Here is a 22,048-nt window from a genome sequence, read left to right on the forward strand (position 1 = left end):
GCCGGTGGATATCTCCGCGGTACCAAATTCCTGGCGATTGGAAGCCCGATGACGCTTCCAATCGATGCCATCCCAATTTAATGCGGAAGGCCTTCGGGCCAATAGAGGCGATCAGCGGGCCGCCGGCATCCTATGTGTCAGAGACAGCTATTTTCATCAGCCCTGGCAGGAAGCATTCTTGGGGGCAACTGCCCACGCCTCCCTCCTATCAAGAGGCGCTACAATCTATCGGGCTTTTCATGGTTCATCATAGCGTTGGTAGCTGACGTGAACCCGCGGCACTTGCCTTTGCCAGACGCGTAACCTGGTGCGTAGGGCGCAAGATGGCCGCGTTTCCTCATCCGCAGTCGGTTCAGCTTAACGTCCGATCGGCTGGCCTCGGTATACGTTCGCCGCACTCCACGCTGTTGCTGAAGCACCTCCGGTGAGAACTGATCAAAGATGCCGTACTTCCCGCGGCCGATCTCCCCATTTATCATGAAGGCCATCATAGAAAGTGATGGGTGCTGCCATAAGTTCGTCAACGTCGACAGCCTCGAGGCAGGCGATATTCACATTGAGATAGTCATGACCTGTCATGTTAGGCATTCCTATGCGCTGGAACGGGCGTATCCCGCACCGTTTGCGTATTCCGATGAAGCCGGCCATCGATTCCGATTTGAAGCCGGCCAGTCATTCCGATTTCATTCCGGCCGGGGTTCCGATTTGAAGGCGGCCATTTGTCGGACTGATCCTGGGTCTGTTGGATGTTTGGATCGGGTTTTGTTTCAGGTCAAGCGTGCGGTTTTTCAGGCGCTATCGACGAGCGCTGTTTTCGCATGCTTTCACCGGTGAGATCGATGCGATAGGCATTGTGAACGAGGCGATCCAGGATGGCATCGGCGAGCGTGGGGTTTGCTATTATTTCCCACCAGCGATCCAGGGGCACCTGACTGGTGACGATCGTCGATCGGCGCTCGTAGCGGTCTTCGATGATCTCGAGGAGATCGCGCCGCTGATCATCGTTGAGCTTTTCCGGTCCCCAATCATCAAGGATAAGCAGATCGGTCTTGGCCAGCGATTTGAGGATCCGGCCATATCGCCCATCGCCTCGTGCAAGGGCAAGTGTTGCGAATAGCCGAGGAACCCGGTGGTAGGCGACGGAGAAATCTTCGCGGCATGCTTTATGGCCGAGTGCACAGGCAAGCCAGCTCTTGCCGACGCCGGCCGGCCCTGTGACGAGAAGGCTGTGGTGCCTGCGGATCCAATCGCAGCCAGCAAGCGTCATGAACAGATTGCGGTCGAGACCGCGTGCGGCACGAAAGTCGGCATTCTCGATCTGCGCATCGTGGCGAAGTTTGGCAGCCCTGGCGCGGGCTTCGAAGCGCTTCTGGCGGCGCATGGTGGCCTCTCGTTCGAGTAGGATGGCAAGCCATTCTCCATGCTCGAGGCCGCGCGCTTCGGATTGTGCGTCGAGCTCCTGGAAGGCTGTGGCCATGCCATTGAGGCCGAGTTCACGCAGCATGTTGATGGTGGGATTGGTCAGCATTGGTATGTCTCCTCAATGAAAGTAATCAGGGCCACGCAGATTGGCATGGTCGACAATGGCGGTTGGTTCGGTGGAATGGCGCGCCGCCTTGTGGTTGGCCAGCAGCGAGGCGATGCTCTTGCAGTTCAGGCCACCGATCTCGACGGCGCGTGCTGATACGGCTTCGGCCCGATTGCGTTCGATGTCGCGAAACAGGCGAAGCACACCCAGGCATGTTCGAAAGCCCTGTTCGGGGTGCGGACGGCTAGCAAGAATTGCGATCACCAGGCCCTCTGTCTGTGGCCCGATGGATGCGGCCCAGCGCCGAAAGCGATCTGGTGTCCACTCAGCGTATCGCCGGTGGGAACTGGGCATGTGATCTGGGTCGGTTCCATGGCGAGGACCACCATACCGACGCTGATGCACGGCGATGCGCTTGCCGCGGTGGAAGATCTCGATGGTGCGTGCCGTTGCCCTCAGGTCGACCTGCTGGCGAATGAGGGCATGGGGGACGGAATAAAAGAAGCTTTTGAACTCGACGTGATAATCGGTCGAGACACGGACCAGACGCCATTCGGCGAATTCGTAGTCTTCACCCGGAAGACTGGCGAGCGCAGCACGTTCGACACTTTCAAATACTTGCCGCCGGGTAACACCCAATCGACGCATGAGGTGATCGTTGATGCGATCGAGTGCCTGGCCAATAGCGGCATTGGCCTCAGCCAGCGAGAAGAAAGTCAGCTTGCGCAACCGCCCCAGGATGCAGGTCTGAGCAAAACGGACTCCGTTCTCAACTTTCGATTTGTCCCGCGGTTTCTTCGGCCGTGCCGGGAGAACTCCGACGCCATAGTGGGAGGCCATCATGCCGTAACTGCGGTTGATCTCGGGATCGTAGAAGCTGGCGTGGTTGACGCCCGACTTCAGATTGTCGGGAACGATCAGCCGGGGAACGCCTCCAAAAAAATGAAACATCCGGACATGCGAGCCGATCCAGTCAGGGAGCGTTTGCGTCCAGGTCGCCTCAGCATAGGTGAAGCTCGATGCACCGAGCACCGCCACAAAGATCTCTGCCTCGCGGATCTCTCCGGTCTTGCGATCAACGATCGGGATCTTCTTGCCGGAATAGTCGACGAACACCTTGTCGCCAGCAGCATGCTCCTGGCGCATCGTCGGTGAAAGCCGCTGTTGAAACCCACGCAGGAGTTCACAAAAGCGGCTATAGCCGTAACCGTCGGGGTGCGACCCACGATACTCCTCCCACAGGATGAGCATGGTAACGCCCGGCTTCTTGAGCTCGATGGCAAGATCGGCCCAATTGGGCTCGACCCGTCGTCTCGTGCCGTGTTTGATGCCATTACGAGTGAACAGTTTGCTCTCGAGCGCATCGTCGGTGAGATCCAAAGGCAAGGGCCAGTTTAACCCAACCGCTGCCGCGCGCTGCAGATTATCCTGCACCGTGCTACGCGCAATTCCCAATACGACGGCAATCTCACGCGAGCTGGTTCCGCTTGCCGCAAGCCGCAGCATTTGTCGCAAATGTCTCATGGTCAGCCTTCTCTTTGCCGGCATCAAAATCCCCTCGTTCATCACGAGGTATCGATGCCAAAAGTTGCTGACCCAGGAGGTAATCTTCAGTGCCGAAAACTGGCCGGTCTTTGATTGGAACGGTGGCCGGCTTCAAATCGGAATGGTGGCCGGTCTTTGATCGGAATGCCGGCCGGCTTCACGTCGGAATCCGCACACCGTTTGCAGAATGGATGCTGCGCCGCCGGATTGGGCCCTCTGAATACCGTCATCGTTGCGGGCGAAGAGATTAAACGAAGTTCAGAGGGTAATGCATCGACCGACCAGAATCGGCTTTTGGCGCATATGGAGCAATTGCATTTGTGCGTTCCAGCCGAGATATCGGCCATCACCTCGAAGTGCACGTCACCGCAATGGCATCTGCCCGTGTATAGTCGTTTCATTGTTATCGCCTCGGTGCTGATCTAGCGTGCCATAGACTTTCGATCGTCGTGCGCGCTGCGATCGACAGAGCTTTCCTCGTGCCGTGTCGACAATTTGTCATATATTCCGGCCGAGCGTCTGCTCGGAACGTAACAGGGTTCGTCCGGCAAGCTCTTCCAATGTGGCGTGCACTGTGTTCGATCATGTTCTGTGTCCCCCCTGGAGATCACGGGCACTCGTTCGGTTGCTGGCGACCTGCGTCGGCGCGCCATTGAGCTAGGAAGACGATCCGAACCTCACAAAAGATTCACGTCCTGCCGATTTTTCGTAACGGCCCGCGAGGATGTGACCGATAGGAGGTTCAATTTTCTGAGGGAGCCGGCCGAGAAGAAGTTGGGACATAGCGGTTGACAACGATGCCGCACGCGTATGCTTTCGACCCTGCCAACCTCAAGTCGCGAAAGCCTGACTGCTGAAAGATATTTTGCCCGGTCCCGAGAGCCGCAGGGTTGATGAAGAGCTGGTACTCATCAACCAAGCCATGGGCGATTAGCGCGGAGGCAAATCCATGGCCTCCGAACACGGCTATATTGCCATCACCACTACGCTTTAAGGCGCCTGCCTCGCGCGATAGATCGCCATGGACCAATGTCGTTCTTTCCCAGCGAGAATAGTCAAGCTTGCCGCTCAAAACCACCTTTGGGACGTCCGTGATCTTCTTTGCGAACGCGTAGAACGGATCTTGGGGATAGCGCTCGGCAGCCTTTGCCCAATGGTTGATATAGCCCTCTTCGGCCATCTTGCGGCTCAGTAGAATCGTTCCGACTGCCTCGAAGAAGGTGTTAAAATCCTTCTTCAAATCTGCATCCCATGGGCAATCGCTCACCCAATCCCAGATTTGCCAAGCCTGTTGGCCATCGCCGCCGACGAATCCGTCGACTGACATCTGCATTTGAAGAACGAGTTTTCTCATTGCGTGTCTCCTGATGCCGTGCAGGTTCATTGGGGAACGCTGCCCTTTCGCCGAACTCTCCACTCGAACCGTCTTTTTCGCGCCGACGCTCACCGCCGCTTTCTTCGCGGGTTCCGGCCGCTGCCTGCGCTCGTTCACATGAACTCATTTGGCTCGCGTGCTCGGGCAGTTTTCTGCCGACGGTAAAGCCTTGCGGTGAATACATTGACGCCGCGCCCTTATGATTGCAATAGTAAAGCGATTTACAAATGGAAACATTCAATGTCCACCAAGGAACGATCTGGATGCCCGATCAACCTGTCCCTCGAACTGTTTGGCGACCGCTGGACGCTCCTGATCGTGCGCGACATTGCATTCGGCGGCAAAAAGCACTTCAGACAGCTTCTTCAATCAGACGAAGGGATTTCGTCCCGCACGCTCTCCGAGCGCCTGCGGACGCTGCAGGAAGAGGGGATCGTCACCCGCCATGACGATCCGGCGCACAAGCTCAAAATGGTCTACCGCCTCACCGAAGCGGGCATGGATCTGCTGCCAGTCCTGATCGAACTTGGCGCCTGGGGTGGCAAGCACCGCCATGCCGACGACGACCTCGCGCGGTTCGCGAGGCAGTTGAAAGCCGGAGGAAGTGAGCTCATCGAACGCAAGAAGGCAGAGTTGCGGACCGAATCGACTTGAGCCCGTTTGCACAAGCGGTGATGCGCCCGACCACGAATTATTCGCGCCAGGAGAATCCTTTCGCCGGTCTCCCACGTCTCTTCCGCACAGGGTGAATTTCCGCCGGGACCGACCCATTTGGAGATGGAGACTGATGGCAAGCGCGCAGAGTCTGGCGAACAAGACATATTGGGAGGCGGCGGCCGAGCTAGGTCCGCTTACGCCGGAGGCAATGATCGAGCGTGTCGATATTCGCTGGACGCCGCTCTCGGCAGAACCGGGGGGTGTCGATTATCTCGAAGTCGATGCCGGCGGTATCCGGGCTATGTGGGTTCGGCCTAAGGGCGCCGCCGATGATCGCGTCATCTTCTATGCGCACGGCGGCGGCTTTGTCTCGGGCTCGATCTATACCCATCGCAAGATAGTGGGACACCTGGCGAAGGCAGCGGGTAGCCGGGCTCTCCTGTTCGAATACCCTTACGCATATGCGCAGAAATATCCTGCTCAGTTAAACGCCACGGTTGCCGCGTATAGCTGGCTCTTGGCCGAAGGCGTCGCTCCTGAGCACATTGCCGTCGCGGGTGATTCCGCCGGTGCAATCCTGACGTTCGGCCTGCTGCAGCAAGCCCGGAATAATCGCATGCCGCTACCCGCGGCGGTGATGATCTTGTCCGGATGGCTCGAGCTGGCCCTCTCCGCGCCGAGTTTCGAGACCAATCGTGAGAAAGACGCCTTCTTCACCAGAGATGTGGTGGGGTGGCTGGCGTCGAACTTTCTTGGAGACGGCGACCCCCACGATGCTCTTGCAAGTCCACTCTACGCCGACCTCAAGGGATTTCCGCCCATCTTCCTCCAGGCTGGAGGCGACGAGGCGTTGATCAAAGGCGATGTCGCCGAGACGTTGCGCAAGCTCAAGGAGGAGGGCGGAGGGGCGATCGTGAAATATGGCGTCACCCAACTCGACCGTACACTTCTCGAAAGCAGGCTGGTCGACGAATACAAGCTTTGGCTGCTGCCGACGCGGGGAGGCTCGGGCAAACGCGCCTTTGAGGATATAGACATGGCGGCGCAGCCCGATTTGGAGCTCACCGATGTTCGTCGGTTCGCGAATGGCGGCGTAATTCTCTCATACCTGCCCCATTAATCGTCACGTGGATTTTGCAAATGAGATGGCAGCGCAGCGCCGGAAGGAGAATGCGCGATGAAACAAATACTAGTGACCTATACGACCAAACCTGAATGGGCCGAGGAGAACGCGCGTCTGGTCAGCGACGTCTTTTCCGAACTTCATGAACGCGCGCCCGGGGGACTTGCTTACCTGGTCCTTCGCCGCGACGATGGAACCTTCCTGCACCTCTTCCGCCAAGAAAACGGAGCGCCGGCCCTTTCCGAATCCGAGGCGTTCCGCACCTTTCAGAAGAACATCAGCGAGCGGTGTCGCGATCGACCGGTAGCCGCGGAGGTCGCCGTCGTCGGCTCGTATGGCGATGTCTCGGCTGTAGATTGAGGTCTGGACCTGCCGATGACGCAACAGATTTCCGGCAATGATGACGAACGCAATGGCATGGCGAGGGCGATCGAGGCTCTACGCCCAAAGCTTCACCGATATTGCGCGCGTATGGTCGGCTCCGCCATCGACGGCGAGGACGTCGTCCAGGATGTACTTCTCAAAACACTGGAGAGCCCCCCAGGCAGTGAGATTCGTAATGTTGAAAACTGGCTGTTTCGCGTCGCACACAACGCTTCCATCGATTTTCTCCGCCATCGCCAACGTGAGATGGCCATGCACTCCGAGGAAGAACTGGACATGATCGCCGACCGCTCTTCGTCGGCGGCCGATCGCATCGTGGCGGCCGCTGCCTTGAAGTCCTTTATGCATCTGCCGGTAGCTCAACGGGCATGTACCATCTTGATGGATGTGCTCGGCTATTCTCAGCAAGAGATCGTCGATATTACAGGCATGACCATTCCGGCGGTCAAGGCCGCGTTGCATCGGGGAAGGGCCCGGATACGGGACCTGGCTGATGCCTCTGATGGGGATGTGTCCCCACAACTGAGCCATGTCGAGTTGAGCCGTCTCGCCAAATATGTCGACCACTTCAATGATCGCAATTTCGATGTGCTGCGTGAGATGCTAGCGGAGGACGTTCGGCTCGATTTCGTTGCCAAGACGAGATTGGATGGCCGCGGTCAGGTCTCTCGGTATTTCCATAACTATAGCGGGCTCCACGACTGGCATTTTGTGCCAGGACTTGTTGACGGACGGCCTGGGCTGCTGGTGTTCGACCCGAACAACGCCATTCCGAAGCCAACTTATTTTGTTTTGCTCGAATGGGTCGGAGATCAGATCAGTTTCATCCGCGATTTCAGGAACGCCCGGTATGTGGCGAAATCAGCCGAGATGATTCCCTTCGGTGCGCCGGGTGGTTCCTCTTGATCGCAGCGGATCAGCGACCCGTGGAAGCGCGAAACGACCCCAAAGTAGCGAGTGGCAGGCATCGGTTGGCGAACAAGCAAGACCTGTCGACGAAAACGCCCTTGTCACCGACAAGCTCAGTGCTTGGGATCGAAGGCTCCCGCTCCGCTGGCACCAGAGTGGCATCGGCTAGGATGGATAAACGCGTAGCGTTCGAATGTGAGCTGAACCAGAAAACTCGTGAGCGTTCGTCTAGGTCCTTCAGAAGTCATTCAGGCCCGAATCCTGGCTTACGGTTGAAAAGATCACGCCGGGACATATCTTCAAAAGACAACCGAACACCGTCGAGGCAATAAACCGACGGCATTTATTTTCGATTCATCGTACAGCGCGGTGGTTACGGCACTGTCTTGTTTCCCAAGTCCAACCTGCTTCCATTCCGAGCCGGTCGGCGCGCGCGGCTTTCAAGTAAGGCCACTGCCGACGGAGGAGCGTGAATATGGAACAAGAGACAAATGCACCTGCGGGTTCGCCCTTCACCGCCGACGAACGGAAGAAGGTGTCGTCGGTTTTGGCGATCAACAGCACGTTCGCTGAACACCCCGGGATTTCGGCCCTTTCCGCCGAAGCTTGGCTCGCAGCAATTGTTGAAAATTCCGACGATGCAATCGTAAGCAAGACGATCAATGGAGTTATCACGAGTTGGAACAGAAGCGCCGAACGCCTTTTCGGATTTTCCGCCGCGGAGGCGGTGGGACGGCACATCAGTATCATCATTCCAGATGACCGCCTGCATGAAGAAGACACTATCATAGATCACATTCGCAACGGCAGACGGATCGAACATTTCGAGACGGTGAGACAGCATAAGAACGGAACGTTGCTGGATATTTCGCTCACAATTTCGCCCGTCCGTGACAAGGAGGGCGTAATTGTCGGCGCTTCGAAAATCGCTCGCGATATTTCGGAGCGAAAGCGCATGGCGGAACGACAGCGGCTGATGCTGCGGGAAATGCATCATCGCATCAAAAATCTATTCGCCATCGTCAGTGCGTTGATTTCCGTCAGCGAACGGTCCGCCGAAATGGCAGGTTCATCTCTCGCCGACGATTTGCGCGCGCGGGTCGCGGCATTGGCCGCCGCTCAGAACTTTGTGTTGAAAGAATCCGAAGGCGGCTCTGGTGAGGATGCTTCAACAAGTCTTTTTGGTCTCATCGACGCGATCTTGTCGGCTCATCAGGACAAAGATGGCGCTCGTATAGTGGTTAAAGGACAGGATGCTCGCGTGAACAACGCCATGCTGACGTCGTTTGCCCTGCTTCTGCACGAATTCGCTACGAACGCGATAAAATATGGTTCACTTTCGGTAAACCGGGGGCGCGTCGAAATTGAGGTTACATGCAACGATAGTGTCGTGCTGACGTGGACAGAGGTCGATGGACCGCCGGCGCGGGTTCCCGAAGGCTCGGCGGGCTTCGGATCGGAGCTTGAACGCATGACAATCGCGTCATTGAAGGGATCGATCCACCGAGAATGGCGTTCCGATGGGCTGCGCATCATCGTCGAAATTCCTAATCGCCATTCGCATGCCTAGCTTGAATGTTGACTGGCCGGAACTCGGCAACGACAACCTGGCCCGATTGAGCTAGGGGCCTCGTCAAAAGCGGCGAGATCATATTCCGCCACGCCGTCCTCAACCAAGCGACTCTTGCGGAATCCTCAAGTGGATGCGCAAGCCCTCCGACACCCAATCTCGTGTAATCGAGCCCTTGAGGGCCTCCACTGCGACACTTTCCAATTGCGAGCCGAAACCAGTTGTGCCGCTCGGCGCCCGAACAGGGGGGCCGCCGGTTTCCACCCAATTCAAGTCGAGGCCATCTTCGTCCCGGACCTCGACATTGACTTGGCCTTCCGGTGACGACAGCGCGCCGTACTTTATCGAGTTCGTGACTAATTCGTGAAGAACCAAGGCGATCGACGTCAGTGCAACCGCACCGACCTCAATGTCGTTGCCTTTGACAGTGATGCGTACGCTCTCCGAGTCCCGGTGGGCTGCGAAAATGGCTTGAACGAGCGCAAAGAGGCTGGCCGAACCGCTGGAGTGTGCCACGCCGCCGCCCTTGCCCAAAACGAGGTCGTGGGCGGCGGACAGTGCTCTGATACGCGCGCGTAGGTCACTGGCAAGGTCGCCAGCGTTCGTGGTTGTTCGTTCGCTCAGGGACACGAGCGAATGCATGATGGCGAAGAGGTTCTTCACCCGGTGGCTCATCTCGCGCAACAGAAGATCTTGCCTCTCAATCAACCGCTTTCGCTCCGAGATGTCCCGGACAATCTTGGAAGCGCCGACAATTACGCCATCCTTGTCCCTGACGGGTGAAATCGTCAGCGAAATCTCAACAAGCGTTCCATCTTTGCGGCGCCTCACCGTCTCATAATGCTCAATCCGCTTGCCAGCCCGAATTGAGGCGATGATGGCCGCTTCCTCGTCCAGTCGATCGGATGGCACGATAATGGTGATAGGCTGTCCGATTGCGTCGGCGGCGAGGAAACCGAACAACCGCTCGGCGCTCTTATTCCAACTCGTGATGACGCCGTCGACGGATTTGCTGATGATGGCGTCCTCGGAGCTTTCGACGATGGCGGCAAGCCAAGCGTCAGCCGATAGGGACAGGGCTGCCGAATGAGCATCTTTGCGTTCCTGTGACAATTGCTTCTCCTTCTCTTGCGCTGTCGCAGATTGCGAGAATCAATTCACCTTTCCGTCTCTCCGATTGACCGCGTTTCAACTCCTTGGATCGATCGGAGGAACCGCATGATTATTTCCACTGTATAATGAATATCAGGCCCAGAAGTTTCAACATTGATGATGTCTCCCGCTGGGCATGGCGATTGTCCATTTAGAATGGGCAACCCCATAGCCTAGCATCCGGAACCTTTCTATTGATGAGATGTTGTAACGCTCACAAGCGCCGTCACCTGCCGGACCAATGATATCCGGCAAGCCGCACAACGAGCCTCGCTGAGACCTCCATGCGAATTCTAGTGGTTGAAGATGAAGCCCTGATCGCCATTGATATGGAATACATCCTGCGCTCGTCCGGCTATGACGTTGCGGGGCCGGTCGGCAATCGTGAGGATGCGTCCCGGGTGGGAGCCAACGTCGATATCGCCCTTGTCGATGTTCATCTCAGCGATGGTAAGACAGGTCCGTTACTGGCAGCAGATCTTGCTCAGGTGCACGGTGTCACCGTTATATTCGCAACAGCCAATCCGGAAATCGTCGCCGCCGATCCTCACGCCATCGGGGTGCTTGTGAAGCCTGTCTTTGCTTCCGATCTCCTTAACACCATAGAGTATGCCGTCGCCCTTCGCAACGGCGTGCCCGCCGAGGCGCCCGCCTGTCTGATACGGCATCAGCCATAGCCTTCTTGTCGCCGACCTCCGGCGATGTCGACGCTTAGCCAGCCTAAGAACGAACCGAGACATCGCCTGCCTGCCGGCTTAACCTGAGGAGAAAAGGTGATGCGCAATCAAATTCCCATGCCTCCGGCCTGGCCTCAGCTTGACGCCCGCGCGACCGTATTCGCATCGGGCGGCGCCATCGCATTTTCGTGAAGGATGGCAACGGCCGAATTGGTCTTCGCGTTCATCGGTCACGGCGACGATGCCATGTCGAAGTGGAAGAGTCCGCGGCCCTGAGATTGAGCCAAATAAACCGCATTGAAGCGGTTGCTCCCCGGGTACTTCCTTGATGGTGGCTAGAAGCCGCGCTTGGTCCTGACTTGTCATCATGGTGAAACTGTCGGAATAGTCTGTACAGACGCCTCCATCTGCGGAAGTCATTTGCCTGCTTCCTGATTATTATTTTCCGCCATGACTTGTTATATCGGAAATAGAGCCTATGTTAGCCCTATCGACCATTGCTTGTGACGTCGCTCAAGAGCCTCGTGCTCTTCCTCGGATTCCCTCTCAACTAATCGATCTCATCCCGCAAGGTATCGCGGGAACAACAACGATTGCTTCGAAAGGAAATCGTTATGAACACTGGCACCGTTAAGTGGTTCAATTCCGCAAAAGGCTTCGGTTTTATTCAACCCGATAATGGCAGCACGGATGTTTTCGTGCATATTTCCGCCGTTGAACGGGCTGGAATGAACTCCCTGAATGATGGTCAGAAGATCCGCTACGACATCGTGCAAGACCGAAGGTCGGGCAAGAGCTCGGCCGACAATCTTCAGGCTGCTTGATATTGTCATTCTCTCTTGCTGACCACGGATGTACTGGCAGCTGGGGGTGAATGGTGCCGAGAGGTCGGGGTAACGCCCGGCCTTTTATTTTTTCACGGAGCGGGACATGCAAAACCGGCAATACCGGATCGGCGACACCATCCTATTGAAACACGGTGTTCTTGGACCTTCCGGCCCATCGGGGCGCGGTCGAATTGTCTGCGGTTTGCCCGACTCCCAGGGCAGTGTGCAATATCGCGTGCAGTTTGAATCCGAGAATTTCGAACGGCGGATCCTCCAAATCGACATTGATGTCGCCGCATCGCCACCCTCACTGCTGGAGAAGAGTTCCCCGCGAGAAGGAAAGCCGTCCAACTGGCTCAATTCACACGCAATTCGTATCAAGAAAAGCTAATCGAAGGAGCAATCTTGCTAGTAGATGTAAGGGACAACAATGTCGATCAGGCGCTTCGCGTTTTGAAGAAGAAGATGCAGCGCGAAGGCCTGTTTCGGGAAATGAGGGCGCGCCGCGCCTATGAAAAGCCGTCAGAAAAACGCGCCCGCGAGAAATCCGAGGCGATCCGCCGGAGCCGCAAGCTCGCCCGCAAGCAAGCCCAGCGTGAGGGGCTGCTTTCCGTCCGCAAAAAGAAAGCGGTCGCAAGTTCACGCTAACCGATTCTTTTCGCCGCCTCTCGCTAGGAGATGTTATGACCGTGACAAAAGAGAAGCTTTTCAAGCAGGCAAGGGTTTCGCCTCAGGATAAGATATCCGCGACCGATTTAGCGGCGAGGGAAATTACCGCCGCGGAAACCGCCAGCCGCGAGAAAAAGACGGAAAAACTCCGTGCGCTTCGCCTGGCCCAGCCTGTCGTGGAACCCGTCAAGCAGCCGAAAAAGCGGCAAAAATTAGCTTAAACCTGCTTCCGCCGCTTCATTCCGCAAGATTGCATTGCCATCGGTGAGCCCGGATATTCTCGCTGGTATGCGCCTCGGGCTCACGGTGGCCCTCATCCTGTCAATCGTATGTGAGATGGTTGCAGGTCGGGATGGACTCGGTAACTGGATCCTGCTCGGTGTGCTGGGATATCTAACCCCGGTTGCGATTGGACTTGTCGAGACCCGATTGCTTAACTGGCGACGGCGCACGAAATAACTCCAAGCAACAGAGGTTGAATTTGCTCATGCGCGGCCACGATGGTACTGCTTTTGTAACCTCCGGCGAGCAACCTATCGCTACGGTTCGGAGGTTGGCCAACGGCGCTGTGTTGCAACGCCAGGCCTATTCGTACCCACAGCTAACGCGGCGCCGGCAGGCACCGATCCGTTGTTCCCGGGCGCGTGAAGAAACCAAATATTTATAGGTCGCTGGGTCGAATCCGTTCAGCTGCAAACAGTACCGAGATTGCGATTGCTTCTGGCCGAAATCTATTAAGCTGATGCATGACCTGAGATTTATGCGCGGGCGCGACTGGTACCTAAATTTATGACGCCACAAGCCACATATACGCTGCCGCCGTCCAGGAGAAGCCAAGGCCGCCGCAGCCTTCACCAGTGACCGGGTCGAAATATTCCGCAAAACCCTCCGCCTCGATCGCCGAGATGATCGACCTGCGCAGCTTCTCGGCATCATCTACGCGGCCATTGCGCTTCAGGCCGTCGATCAGCAGCCAGTTGATGATCGCCCAGGCCGGGCCGCGCCAGTACCGTTTCGGCTCCCAGCTGTCGATCCCGGGCTTTACTGTGGGGAAGGCGACTTTCATCCCCTTGGACCATGCCTTCATCTCATCAACGAGAGCGCCGACGACCGCCTTGTCGAGATCGAGCGACAGAAGCGGGATGAAGCCCGCCTGTGTCGGTGCCACGATATCCTGGCCCGAAACGAGATCGCGGGATACGAAACGCGACAGATCGGGTCGCCACTGGGCGAGGATCGCGTTACGAGTTTTTTCATTGAGCGCGGCGATCTCGGACGCGTCTTCCATGCGGCCGAATTCGTGGGCGAGTGCTTCGAGGTCCTCGCCGGCCTTGAGCAGGATCGCGGTGGTCTGGATCTCGGCGACCTTGAAGGGTGCCTTCGCCCACTGCCTGGCCGGCTCCCAGCCGCAGGCGGCATAGGTGTCAACCAGGTGGATGAAGCGCTGATAGTCCTCGTTGCGCGGACGCATCAAAGCGTTCACGTGGCTGGTGTCCTTGCGCACGACCGGCGTGTCGGTGGTGGTGGGAACGCGGGCGAGCGCGACGTCCCATGCGGGAGAATTGTCACTGCCGCTTTCCCAGGGATGAAGCAGGGCAACGAGGCCTGTTCCTTGCGGGTCGCGGGCCGCATACCACCAGCGGTGCCATTTCAGGGCCGCTTCGTAGAGCGGCAGGGTGCGGGTCTTGTCACCGGTGGCTTGGTGCAGCTTGCGCAGCGCGATGGCGAAGACCGGCGGCTGGGTGATGCCGGAGGTGGGGATCGTGTGGCGGGTGCGCCAGACGTTCGGGCCTGGAAAATAGGTATCGCTCGCCTGGTGGAAGACGATATGCGGGATCATGCCGTCCGCCCACTGGCCCTCGACCAGCCGCTCCAGTTCGCGATAGGCGCGGTCCGTATCATAGAGCGCGAAGCCCATGGCGACGAAGGCGGAATCCCAGTTCCATTGGAAGGGATAGAGCCGGTCCGTCGGCACCGTATAGCCGCCGCGGTCGTTGGCGGCGAGAATGCGCTTGGCTTGATCGATATGGAGGTTCATGTCGGTACTCCGGTATTGGGGAGGGACGCCCCTAGGCCGTCACGGGCGGAAAGGATTGGCCGCTTTCGGCGGAAAGCCAGGTGATGCGCTTGCGATCAAGCTTCAGGCCGATCGTATCGCCGCTCCTGACTGTTTCGGAGGCAGGCAGGATGACGCGAACGGGCTGATCGTGGATTGAGCCGGTCAGGAGCAGGTGCGAGCCCATCGGTTCGGCGACCCGCACTTTCATTTCAAGGCCCTCGGGCAAGCCCGCGAGCTCGACCGCCTCGCCGCGCAGACCGAGGATGATCTCCTTGCCGGCTTCCCGCGGTGCATTCAGTTGCTCGATCCCGGCAGCGACCTGGCCGTTCAGGATGGGGACCTTGATGAAGTTCATCGGCGGGTTGCCGATGAACCCGCCGACGAAGCGTGTTGCGGGATGATTGTAGACATCGACCGGCGAGCCGACCTGCTCCACGATCCCTCCGTGCATGACGGCGATTCGATCGGAAAGGCCCATCGCCTCCGTCTGGTCGTGCGTGACGTAGATCGTCGTCGTGCCGGCCGACTGCAGCACCGTCTTGAGTTCGGTGCGCATTTCGAGGCGAAGCAACGCATCGAGGTTGGAGAGCGGTTCGTCCATGAGGAGTACCTTGGGCTCGACGGCAAGCGCGCGGGCAACGGCGACGCGCTGGCGCTGGCCGCCCGAAAGCTTGTTCGGATAACGGTCGAGATATTGCTCGATATGCAGCAGGCCGGCGGCCTTTTCGACCCGCGCCTTGACGCGCGCCTCGTCCGCCTTCTGCATGCGCAACCCGAAGGCGACGTTTTCATAGACCGTCATATGCGGGAAGACAGCGTAGTTTTGGAAGACCATCGCGAGCCCGCGGTCCTTGGGAGCGAGCCCGAGGACCGACTTGTCGCCGATACGGACATCGCCGCCGGATGCGGTTTCGAGACCGGCGATGATGCGCAGGAGCGTTGTCTTGCCGCAGCCGGACGGGCCGAGAAGCGAGACGAATTCACCGTCGTTGATCGTCAGCGAGACCTCTTTCAGGGCCTGGAATGCCCCGAAATTCTTGCGCACACGGTCGATGACAATATTGGCCATGGAATTGGTCCCGTTATTTGGAGGAAATGCCCCAGATCGCGAAAAGGTAGCGCCTGACCGCGAAGATGAAGACAACCGAGGGAAGGATGAGCATCAGACCGCCGGCGAAGCGGTAATGCATCGGGCTTTCGGAAAGCACCGTCAGCAGATAGGCCGTCAGTGTGCGATTGCGCACCGTCAGCACCGAGGCGGCGAAGACTTCGTTCCACGAAATGACGAACGCGAAGACGGCCGTTGCGATGATGCCCGGCAAGGCGAGCGGAGCCACGACCTTGAAAAAGGCCTGGATGCGGGTGCAGCCGAAGACCCATGCGGCTTCTTCCAGCTCCTTCGGGACGCCGAGGAAAATGCCCTGGGTCACTAGAGCCGCGAAGGGGAGCGCCAGGACCGTATGGATCAGGCCGACCCCGACAATCGTATCGTAAAGGCCGAGCCGGATGAAGGAAACGGTGAGCGGCAGCGCCAGGATCGCCAGCGGGAAGGCGCGCGTCAGCAGAACCAGCAGCCGATAGCTGTCCTTGCCTGGAAAATTGTAGCGGGCAAGCGCATAACCGGCAGGCGCCCCGAGCAGGATGGAGAGCGCTACCGTGATGCCGGCGGCGCCCAGCGAATTGAGGAAGGAGCGGACGACCCCTTCCGTCTGCAGGAAGAGCATGAAGGGTTCGAGCGAGATGCCGGTCGGCAGGCCGGTCTTCGGCCAAATGTAGACGCCCTGTCGTCCGCCGAGCGCGCATAGCGCCACGAGATAGATCGGCACCAGAACCCAGGCGCAAAGCGCGGCGATACCGCTCCAGAGCAACCAGCGGCGCGATGAAACGAAGCTTGCGGGATCAGCGGTAGCGGTTGCTTCGGAGCTGATGGCTTGTGTGCTCATGGCAGGCGCTCCGGATCGACTTTGAAGGCCTTGAGATAGACGAGGGTTGCGGCGAGCGAGATGACCATGATTAGAACCGCATAGGCGGCAGCGACACTGTAATTCTGGTTCTGGTTCTGCCAGTTGTAGGCTTCGCCCACGAGGACCGGGAAATTTCGGCCGCCCAGTGCGTATACGACCGCGAAGACCTCGAAGGCGAGCACGGTGCGCAGGATGAGGGCCGATTGCAGCGCCGGGCGGATCAATGGCAGGGTTATTTTCCGGAAGCGCGTCCAGGGGCCTGCCCCAAATATTTCGGCGGCTTCCCTGAACTCCTTCGGCACCTGGTTGAGGCCGGCGACGATGATGACCATGACGATCGCGGTGCCGCGCCAGATCTCCGCCACCGCGATGGCGATGAAAAGCGCAACCGGCGTCTGATAGGAGAGCCAACTTGCCTGGCGGCTGATCACGCCGAGGCTGAAGAGCAGCGAGTTAAAATAACCGGTATTCTGCAGGATCGACAGCCAGACGAGGCCGGCAGCGAGATCCGAAATGCCGAGCGGGATCGTCCAAATCCAAAGGATCGTCTCCCGCCCGCGGCCGATCTTGCCGACCATCGTGCCCATGGTGAGCGCAATGGCGATCTGGACCGGTACGACCACGATCGTCAGCAGGAACGTGTTGCGTACCGATTGGATGAAATTGATGTCCGTCACCATGCGCTGCATGTTTGCAAGCGACGGCCTGCCGTCATCCGAGACCGCCAGCCAGATCGTCTGCACCAGCGGCACGATGAAAAGCAGGCCGAGGAAAACGACGGATGGCAGGATCAGCAGATAGGGGATCCAGGGTCGGTTTTGGCTCATGGGCTCCCGCCTCGAAAAGCAGGGTTACGGAAAGAATGACCGGACATTCGCGTCCAGGCACCCCAGGGAAGGGTTATTGAACCGGGCAGGCGCCGTCACTCTTGGCATCCGGTGCCCAGCAGGGAGCCTTGGTATCCGTCATCAGCTTGGCCATGACGGCACCCTGCTTGGCGAGCACGTCGCCGATGGGCTGGTTTTGCAGCACGATCAGCTGGAAGCTGTCCATATAGACCTTGTTGAACTCGCCGCCCTTGTCGCCGAGGCCGACTGGGAGAAGCGAGATCACCGCGTCCTTGGCAGTCTGGGTCCTGGTGACTGCACCGGCGAGAAGCGCGACACCCTCGTCGAGATCCGGCGGCAGCTGGACGTTCAGCGTCGGGAAGAAGCCGACCTTGGACGCGGTAAGCAGCTGGATCTTTTCAGTCGTCAGTGTTTCGATGATCTTCATCGCACCCGCCGCATCCGGGGCACCCTTTGGGATCGAAAGGCCGGCGAGAACGGGCATGTATCCGCGCCCCTTCGGACCGGCCGGAGGAGGGAATACGATATAGTCGTCCGGCGAGGCGGAAATGGCATTCTTCAGTCGAGCGACATGGTCCCAGGCGACCATGACTTCACCGGCGGCCAGCGGCTCCTGCATGAAGTCGTAATTGGTCGAGTTGGGATTTACATAGGCCCAGAGCGCCTTGAGTTTCTCCCAGCCCGCCACGGCATCGGCGTTCTTGAAGGTGCGCACCACGCCGCCGGTGAAGGACGGGTAGAAATATCCCTGGAAGTAACGTGCCATCAGGCCCTTGGGACCGGCCGGGAAGCCGATCTGCGGCTGGCCCGTCGCCTGCTGCATGTTCTTGCCCCACTCGATCAGCTGATCGTAGGTGATGGCGTTGATATCGGCCCCCTTCGGCAAGTATTGCAGGGCTTCCTTCCTGGCGGCCATGACATAGGTGGCCTGCATCCACGGAATGTATTGCTGGCTGGATTTGCCGAGCTTGCCGAGATCGAGGAGCGATTGCGGCATGCCGCCGGCGGCGAGCGTCTTAGCGAGATTATCAAGCGGTTCGAGCTGATCCTTGTCGGCGAGCGGTGAAAGCTCACCGTGCAGCGCGCCGACCAGGCTGACAGTATGCTTGCCTGCCTTGGCCTCCGCTTCCATGCGTACGGCGAACTGCGGTGGTTCCTCGACCACATAATCCACCTCGCCGGCATCCTTCAGCAGGTCCTGCCGCACCACGGTCGCCTCCTCGATCGGGCGAAGCTGCGTGGATACGAAAACCGTCTGAGCAAGCACCGGCGAAGCAAAGGCCAGCACGGTGGAAGCCAAAATTCCCAATGACGTGATAGATTTCATATTCTCTCCTCCTTCATTGTTCTTGCCTGTGATGCACCGCCTGCTCATGCCGCCTTCATCGGACGGCGATGGCTGTCGCGATCGATGAATTCGATCGCGTGAAGCTCCTGCAGTTCCTCCGCGGGCTCGCCAGCGATCGCCCGCAACAGCAGCGAGGCGAAGCTCGCGCCGAGGTTTTCGCCGGTCATGCGCATGGTCGAGAGGGAAGGGCTTGTGAAGGCGCCCGTCGGCAGATCGTCATGGCCGACAATGCTGATCGCCTCGCCGCCATCGATCTCGCGTAGCGCCCTGAGCGCTCCGATTGCCATTTCGTCCGTGGAGCAAACGAGCGCGGTAGGACGCGAAGGCTGCCGCAGCAATTCCAGTGCGGCGAGATAGCCGCCCTGTTCCGTGGGCGCGCCTTCGGCGCAGAGATCGGCATTCAGACCTGCCTCGTCCATCGCGGCTTTCCAGCCCGTGCGGCGTGCATGCGCGAAGTAATATTCCTGCGGCCCGGCGACATGGCCGATGCGGCGGTGGCCGGCGGCCTGAAAACGGACCGTCGCCGCGTGGAACCCGGCAAAGCCGTCGCCGTCGATATAGGGATGCGGCACGAGGCTCTCGGTGCGGCCGTTGGTGACGAAGGGAATGCCGCGCGACTGGAGAAATTCGACGCGTTCATCCTGTCGCCTGGTGCGGACGAGAAGCATGGCGTCGACGCGGCGGCCATCAACGAAACGACGGCAGATGTCGAGTTCGCTTTCACCGCGCGGCACAGGCGCGATGACGAGATTGAGACCAGCACTCGCAAGATGCTCAGCACAGTTGGAGAGCATGTCGAGGAAATGCGGCGGACCAATATGGCCGGGGTCGCTCGGCAGCGTGACGGCAACCAGTTCCGCGCGTTGTTTTCTTAGCCTGCGCGCCGATGCGTTGGGGCGATAGCCAGCTATGTCCGCGGCCTCTCTCACCCGCTTGCGGGTCGCTGCAGAGACATCGTCGTAACCGTCGAGCGCACGGGAAACCGTGGTGATCGACAGTCCGAGCGACTGCGCGAGCTGCTTGAGATTTGCCAAGATCGTCCTCCAGAACGGCGAGAAAGATTCTCCAAAACGTTTTGGGAGTCAAGTCAAAACGTTTTGGGTTCATCCATGGGCAGGAGAAGTTTCCAATCAAAGCTATCGAGGCTGCCGGTTATGGTGGCGTGTGGCAGGGACAGAAGTCCTGGAACGCCGCCGCGATCCTCGCGAAGGGGCGGGAGCCCCTTCTTACGAGAAAAGGACTTCCAGGCGAACAGGAAGACGCGCACAGCCGCTAGATCGAGGCCATTGTCGACGTATCTCATCGGCGGGCTCTATCTCCCGAACGGCAATCCGTATCCTGGGCCGAAATTCGATTACAAGCTCCGCTGGTTCAAGAGGCTCCATGGCTATGCGGCGGAGCTGCTCGAACTGGAAGTTCCGGTTGTGCTCGCGGGTGACTACAATGTCATGCCGACGGAGATCGACGTCTACAAGCCGGAACGCTGGACGGACGACGCATTGTTTCGCGTGGAAGTCCGGGAGGCCTACAAGGAGCTCATCAAGCAAGGATGGACGGATGCTCTGCACCATCTGCATCCGGACGAACGCATCTATACGTTCTGGGATTATTTTCGTAACGCCTACGCCCGCGACGCTGGGCTACGGACCGCTCATCATACGGCCGCGCTTACGAGATGGCTCGATACGGTCGAGATGAACGCACGAAGACGCTGAAGACGTCGTAGGTCCCGGTGATATCCCATCCAGATATCTCGCGCCGGCGGCGGCGTCGGCAGCTCCAGTCTGCGGATACCCGCGATCTGATCGCCGACGACGCGAGGCAGCACGGCGATCCCGACGCCTTGCCTACACATGCGCCCCTGGACGTTACGGTTGTTCGATCGCAGGACCGGTCTCGCGTTGGGGAAGCTCTCGGTGAGCCAAGCGATATCGGGGAACTGCCCGGTGGACGTATCGTGGGTGATCAGCCGGAAACCCGTCCCGTCGCCATGTTTAGGATCAGGTGACTCCTCGGCGATGTAGACGCCGTATTCGAGCCTGAAGAGGCGCCGCTGAACGACATCGGCGGTGTTGAACGGGACGATACGAAAAGCGACGTCGGCCTCGCGCTGGGCGAGGTTGAACAGGCGCGTGCCGGTCAGGATCTCGACATCGACATTCGGATAGGCGTTCGAGAAATCCGCCAGGATGGGAGGCAGTACGTAGGCCCCGAACCAGTCCGCTGATGAAACGCGCAGACTGCCTTTGAGATTCTGCTCCTGCCCGGCAAGCCGGCGCTCCATCGCCAGCGCGCCTTCTTCCATCTGCTCCGCCAGCGCGATGATCCCGTGGCCCTCTTCGGTCAGGACGAGACCGTCCGCAGTCCGTTGGAAGAGCGTGTGGCCGATCGCCTGCTCAAGTGCGCGCAGGCGCCTGCCGACGGTCGGATGGCTTGTCTGAAGAGAACGCGCGGCGCCGCCGAGCGTGCCGGATCGCGCAACAGCGAGAAAAATTCTGACGTCACTCCATTCCATCGCGACACCCTTACAAAACTGAACGCCGAGAATACATTTTTGTCACTTAAAGAACAAATCTAAGAACCTAGATTCCCGCCATCGGACCATCTCTCGTGTATCACCTCATGTCCTTCGGAAGGATCGGCAAATGTCTCTCAAGTCCCTTTATTTCGGTGCCGCGGCTCTTGCAGTGGTGTTCGGCGCGCCGTGCGCTTTCGCGCAGCCGGCCCAAAATGTGATTTTGGTCCATGGTGCGTTGGTCGATGGCAGCGGCTGGAGGGGCGTTTATGAGCGCCTGGTGGCCAAAGGCTTGAAAGTCACGGTCGTCCAGGAACCGAATACGTCGCTGGCCGATGATGTTCAGGCGGTTCACCGCGCTATCGAGCAGCAAAATGGGCCGATCGTCCTCGTTGGCCACAGCTATGGTGGTCAGATCATCACCGAAGCCGGCGTCGACCCAAACGTTTCGGCACTTGTCTATGTCGCGGCCATCGTCCCGGATGTTGGCGAGAGCGTAGGCGATCTGTTTGAGAAGTGGCCGAGTCCGACCGCGGACGCGTTCAAGCCGACTTCTGATGGCTTTCTGCTGTTCGATCCCGCGAAGTTCCGGGCGGGATTCGCCGCTGACCTGTCCAAGGCCGAGACGGATTTCATGACTAACTCGCAGGTGCCGGTTTCAGCGAAGATCCTCGGAACCAAGACGCAACACGCAGCCTGGAAGACCAAGCCGAGCTACGGCATCGTGGCCGGGCTGGACATGGCTGTCGCCGCCGAGGCGGAGCGATCCATGTACAAGCGGGCAAGCGCGAAGATCACCGAGGTGCCCGGTGCCAGCCATGCGGTTTATATCTCGCACCCGCGCGAAGTCGCCGACGTCATCGCGGAAGCGGCGAGCAAATGATGCCGATGCCCTGAC

24 protein-coding genes and 1 pseudogene are annotated in these 22,048 nt (G+C 58.8%); 13 read left to right on the forward strand and 12 right to left on the reverse strand.

Annotation, left to right across the window (positions count from 1 at the left end):
- Positions 1 to 435 precede the first annotated feature (435 nt).
- From I8E17_RS27030 to I8E17_RS27045, 4 genes are all read right to left on the reverse strand, one after another.
- Positions 436 to 579 (reverse strand): hypothetical protein, encoded by a 144-nt coding sequence (locus I8E17_RS27030; RefSeq protein WP_219511725.1) that lies wholly within the window; start codon positions 577 to 579, stop codon positions 436 to 438.
- 193 nt (positions 580 to 772) lie between these two features.
- Positions 773 to 1,528: an IS21-like element helper ATPase IstB gene (istB, locus tag I8E17_RS27035; protein ID WP_112722455.1), complete on the reverse strand. Its 756-nt coding sequence runs from the start codon at positions 1,526 to 1,528 to the stop codon at positions 773 to 775.
- 12 nt (positions 1,529 to 1,540) lie between these two features.
- Complete coding sequence (istA, locus tag I8E17_RS27040; protein WP_112722466.1) at positions 1,541 to 3,076, reverse strand: IS21 family transposase; 1,536 nt, start codon at positions 3,074 to 3,076, stop codon at positions 1,541 to 1,543.
- 739 nt (positions 3,077 to 3,815) lie between these two features.
- On the reverse strand, positions 3,816 to 4,427 hold the full coding sequence (locus tag I8E17_RS27045) for a dihydrofolate reductase family protein (protein ID WP_069614423.1): 612 nt from the start codon (positions 4,425 to 4,427) through the stop codon (positions 3,816 to 3,818).
- A 261-nt stretch (positions 4,428 to 4,688) separates the two neighbouring features.
- Between I8E17_RS27045 and I8E17_RS27050 the strand changes: the two genes are divergently transcribed.
- The 5 genes from I8E17_RS27050 (at position 4,689) to I8E17_RS27070 (ending at position 9,091) form a co-directional block, all read left to right on the forward strand.
- Complete coding sequence (locus I8E17_RS27050; protein ID WP_069614183.1) at positions 4,689 to 5,102, forward strand: helix-turn-helix domain-containing protein; 414 nt, start codon at positions 4,689 to 4,691, stop codon at positions 5,100 to 5,102.
- Between the two features lie 211 nt (positions 5,103 to 5,313).
- Positions 5,314 to 6,225, forward strand: coding sequence for an alpha/beta hydrolase fold domain-containing protein (locus I8E17_RS27055; protein ID WP_219511728.1), 912 nt, complete (start codon positions 5,314 to 5,316; stop codon positions 6,223 to 6,225).
- Between the two features lie 57 nt (positions 6,226 to 6,282).
- Positions 6,283 to 6,588 (forward strand): hypothetical protein, encoded by a 306-nt coding sequence (locus tag I8E17_RS27060; protein ID WP_069614185.1) that lies wholly within the window; start codon positions 6,283 to 6,285, stop codon positions 6,586 to 6,588.
- Between the two features lie 15 nt (positions 6,589 to 6,603).
- Positions 6,604 to 7,518, forward strand: a complete 915-nt coding sequence (locus I8E17_RS27065) for a sigma-70 family RNA polymerase sigma factor (RefSeq protein WP_069614186.1) — start codon at positions 6,604 to 6,606, stop codon at positions 7,516 to 7,518.
- Positions 7,519 to 7,996: 478 nt separating this feature from the next.
- Positions 7,997 to 9,091 (forward strand): PAS domain S-box protein, encoded by a 1,095-nt coding sequence (locus tag I8E17_RS27070; RefSeq protein WP_083258245.1) that lies wholly within the window; start codon positions 7,997 to 7,999, stop codon positions 9,089 to 9,091.
- Between the two features lie 99 nt (positions 9,092 to 9,190).
- Here the strand turns inward: I8E17_RS27070 and I8E17_RS27075 are convergent, their stop codons facing one another.
- Positions 9,191 to 10,204 (reverse strand): PAS domain S-box protein, encoded by a 1,014-nt coding sequence (locus I8E17_RS27075; RefSeq protein WP_069614187.1) that lies wholly within the window; start codon positions 10,202 to 10,204, stop codon positions 9,191 to 9,193.
- Between the two features lie 323 nt (positions 10,205 to 10,527).
- Here I8E17_RS27075 and I8E17_RS27080 point away from each other — a divergent pair, with 323 nt between their 5' ends.
- From I8E17_RS27080 to I8E17_RS27105, 6 genes are all read left to right on the forward strand, one after another.
- Complete coding sequence (locus tag I8E17_RS27080; RefSeq protein ID WP_069614188.1) at positions 10,528 to 10,920, forward strand: response regulator; 393 nt, start codon at positions 10,528 to 10,530, stop codon at positions 10,918 to 10,920.
- Positions 10,921 to 11,534: 614 nt separating this feature from the next.
- Positions 11,535 to 11,744: a cold-shock protein gene (locus I8E17_RS27085; RefSeq protein ID WP_069614189.1), complete on the forward strand. Its 210-nt coding sequence runs from the start codon at positions 11,535 to 11,537 to the stop codon at positions 11,742 to 11,744.
- Between the two features lie 106 nt (positions 11,745 to 11,850).
- Positions 11,851 to 12,138 (forward strand): cold-shock protein, encoded by a 288-nt coding sequence (locus I8E17_RS27090; protein ID WP_083258246.1) that lies wholly within the window; start codon positions 11,851 to 11,853, stop codon positions 12,136 to 12,138.
- A gap of 14 nt (positions 12,139 to 12,152) precedes the next feature.
- The gene (gene rpsU / locus I8E17_RS27095) at positions 12,153 to 12,395 is read left to right on the forward strand and encodes a 30S ribosomal protein S21 (RefSeq protein ID WP_069614190.1); all 243 of its coding nucleotides are present in this window, start codon (positions 12,153 to 12,155) and stop codon (positions 12,393 to 12,395) included.
- Positions 12,396 to 12,430: 35 nt separating this feature from the next.
- Positions 12,431 to 12,637, forward strand: coding sequence for a hypothetical protein (locus tag I8E17_RS27100; protein WP_069614191.1), 207 nt, complete (start codon positions 12,431 to 12,433; stop codon positions 12,635 to 12,637).
- Positions 12,638 to 12,704: 67 nt separating this feature from the next.
- Positions 12,705 to 12,875: a hypothetical protein gene (locus tag I8E17_RS27105; protein WP_229002274.1), complete on the forward strand. Its 171-nt coding sequence runs from the start codon at positions 12,705 to 12,707 to the stop codon at positions 12,873 to 12,875.
- Between the two features lie 328 nt (positions 12,876 to 13,203).
- Here I8E17_RS27105 and I8E17_RS27110 read toward each other — a convergent pair whose 3' ends face one another.
- The 6 genes from I8E17_RS27110 to I8E17_RS27135 form a co-directional block, all read right to left on the reverse strand.
- Positions 13,204 to 14,454 carry a trehalase family glycosidase gene (locus I8E17_RS27110; RefSeq protein ID WP_069614192.1) on the reverse strand — a complete coding sequence of 417 codons (1,251 nt, stop codon included), beginning with the start codon at positions 14,452 to 14,454 and terminating at the stop codon, positions 13,204 to 13,206.
- 31 nt (positions 14,455 to 14,485) lie between these two features.
- Positions 14,486 to 15,544 (reverse strand): ABC transporter ATP-binding protein, encoded by a 1,059-nt coding sequence (locus I8E17_RS27115; RefSeq protein WP_069614193.1) that lies wholly within the window; start codon positions 15,542 to 15,544, stop codon positions 14,486 to 14,488.
- Positions 15,545 to 15,557: 13 nt separating this feature from the next.
- Positions 15,558 to 16,418, reverse strand: a complete 861-nt coding sequence (locus I8E17_RS27120) for a carbohydrate ABC transporter permease (RefSeq protein ID WP_219511729.1) — start codon at positions 16,416 to 16,418, stop codon at positions 15,558 to 15,560.
- Positions 16,415 to 17,266 (reverse strand): sugar ABC transporter permease, encoded by an 852-nt coding sequence (locus I8E17_RS27125; RefSeq protein ID WP_069614195.1) that lies wholly within the window; start codon positions 17,264 to 17,266, stop codon positions 16,415 to 16,417. The genes I8E17_RS27120 and I8E17_RS27125 overlap by 4 nt, the downstream gene beginning before the upstream one ends.
- Positions 17,267 to 17,339: 73 nt before the next feature.
- Positions 17,340 to 18,614 (reverse strand): extracellular solute-binding protein, encoded by a 1,275-nt coding sequence (locus tag I8E17_RS27130; RefSeq protein WP_069614196.1) that lies wholly within the window; start codon positions 18,612 to 18,614, stop codon positions 17,340 to 17,342.
- Positions 18,615 to 18,658: 44 nt separating this feature from the next.
- Positions 18,659 to 19,669: a substrate-binding domain-containing protein gene (locus I8E17_RS27135; protein WP_069614197.1), complete on the reverse strand. Its 1,011-nt coding sequence runs from the start codon at positions 19,667 to 19,669 to the stop codon at positions 18,659 to 18,661.
- Between the two features lie 86 nt (positions 19,670 to 19,755).
- Between I8E17_RS27135 and I8E17_RS27140 the strand changes: the two are divergent.
- Positions 19,756 to 20,281 (forward strand): annotated as a pseudogene (locus I8E17_RS27140) (exodeoxyribonuclease III); the annotation flags it as partial.
- Between the two features lie 8 nt (positions 20,282 to 20,289).
- On the opposite strand, the gene I8E17_RS27145 reads toward I8E17_RS27140, so the two are convergent.
- Positions 20,290 to 21,150: a LysR family transcriptional regulator gene (locus tag I8E17_RS27145; RefSeq protein ID WP_069614198.1), complete on the reverse strand. Its 861-nt coding sequence runs from the start codon at positions 21,148 to 21,150 to the stop codon at positions 20,290 to 20,292.
- Between the two features lie 130 nt (positions 21,151 to 21,280).
- Between I8E17_RS27145 and I8E17_RS27150 the strand changes: the two genes are divergently transcribed.
- The gene (locus I8E17_RS27150) at positions 21,281 to 22,033 is read left to right on the forward strand and encodes an alpha/beta hydrolase (protein ID WP_069614199.1); all 753 of its coding nucleotides are present in this window, start codon (positions 21,281 to 21,283) and stop codon (positions 22,031 to 22,033) included.
- Positions 22,034 to 22,048: the final 15 nt, after the last annotated feature.

The organism is Rhizobium sp. AB2/73, from assembly GCF_020871915.1.
Taxonomy (GTDB): Bacteria; Pseudomonadota; Alphaproteobacteria; order Rhizobiales; family Rhizobiaceae; genus Rhizobium; species Rhizobium dioscoreae.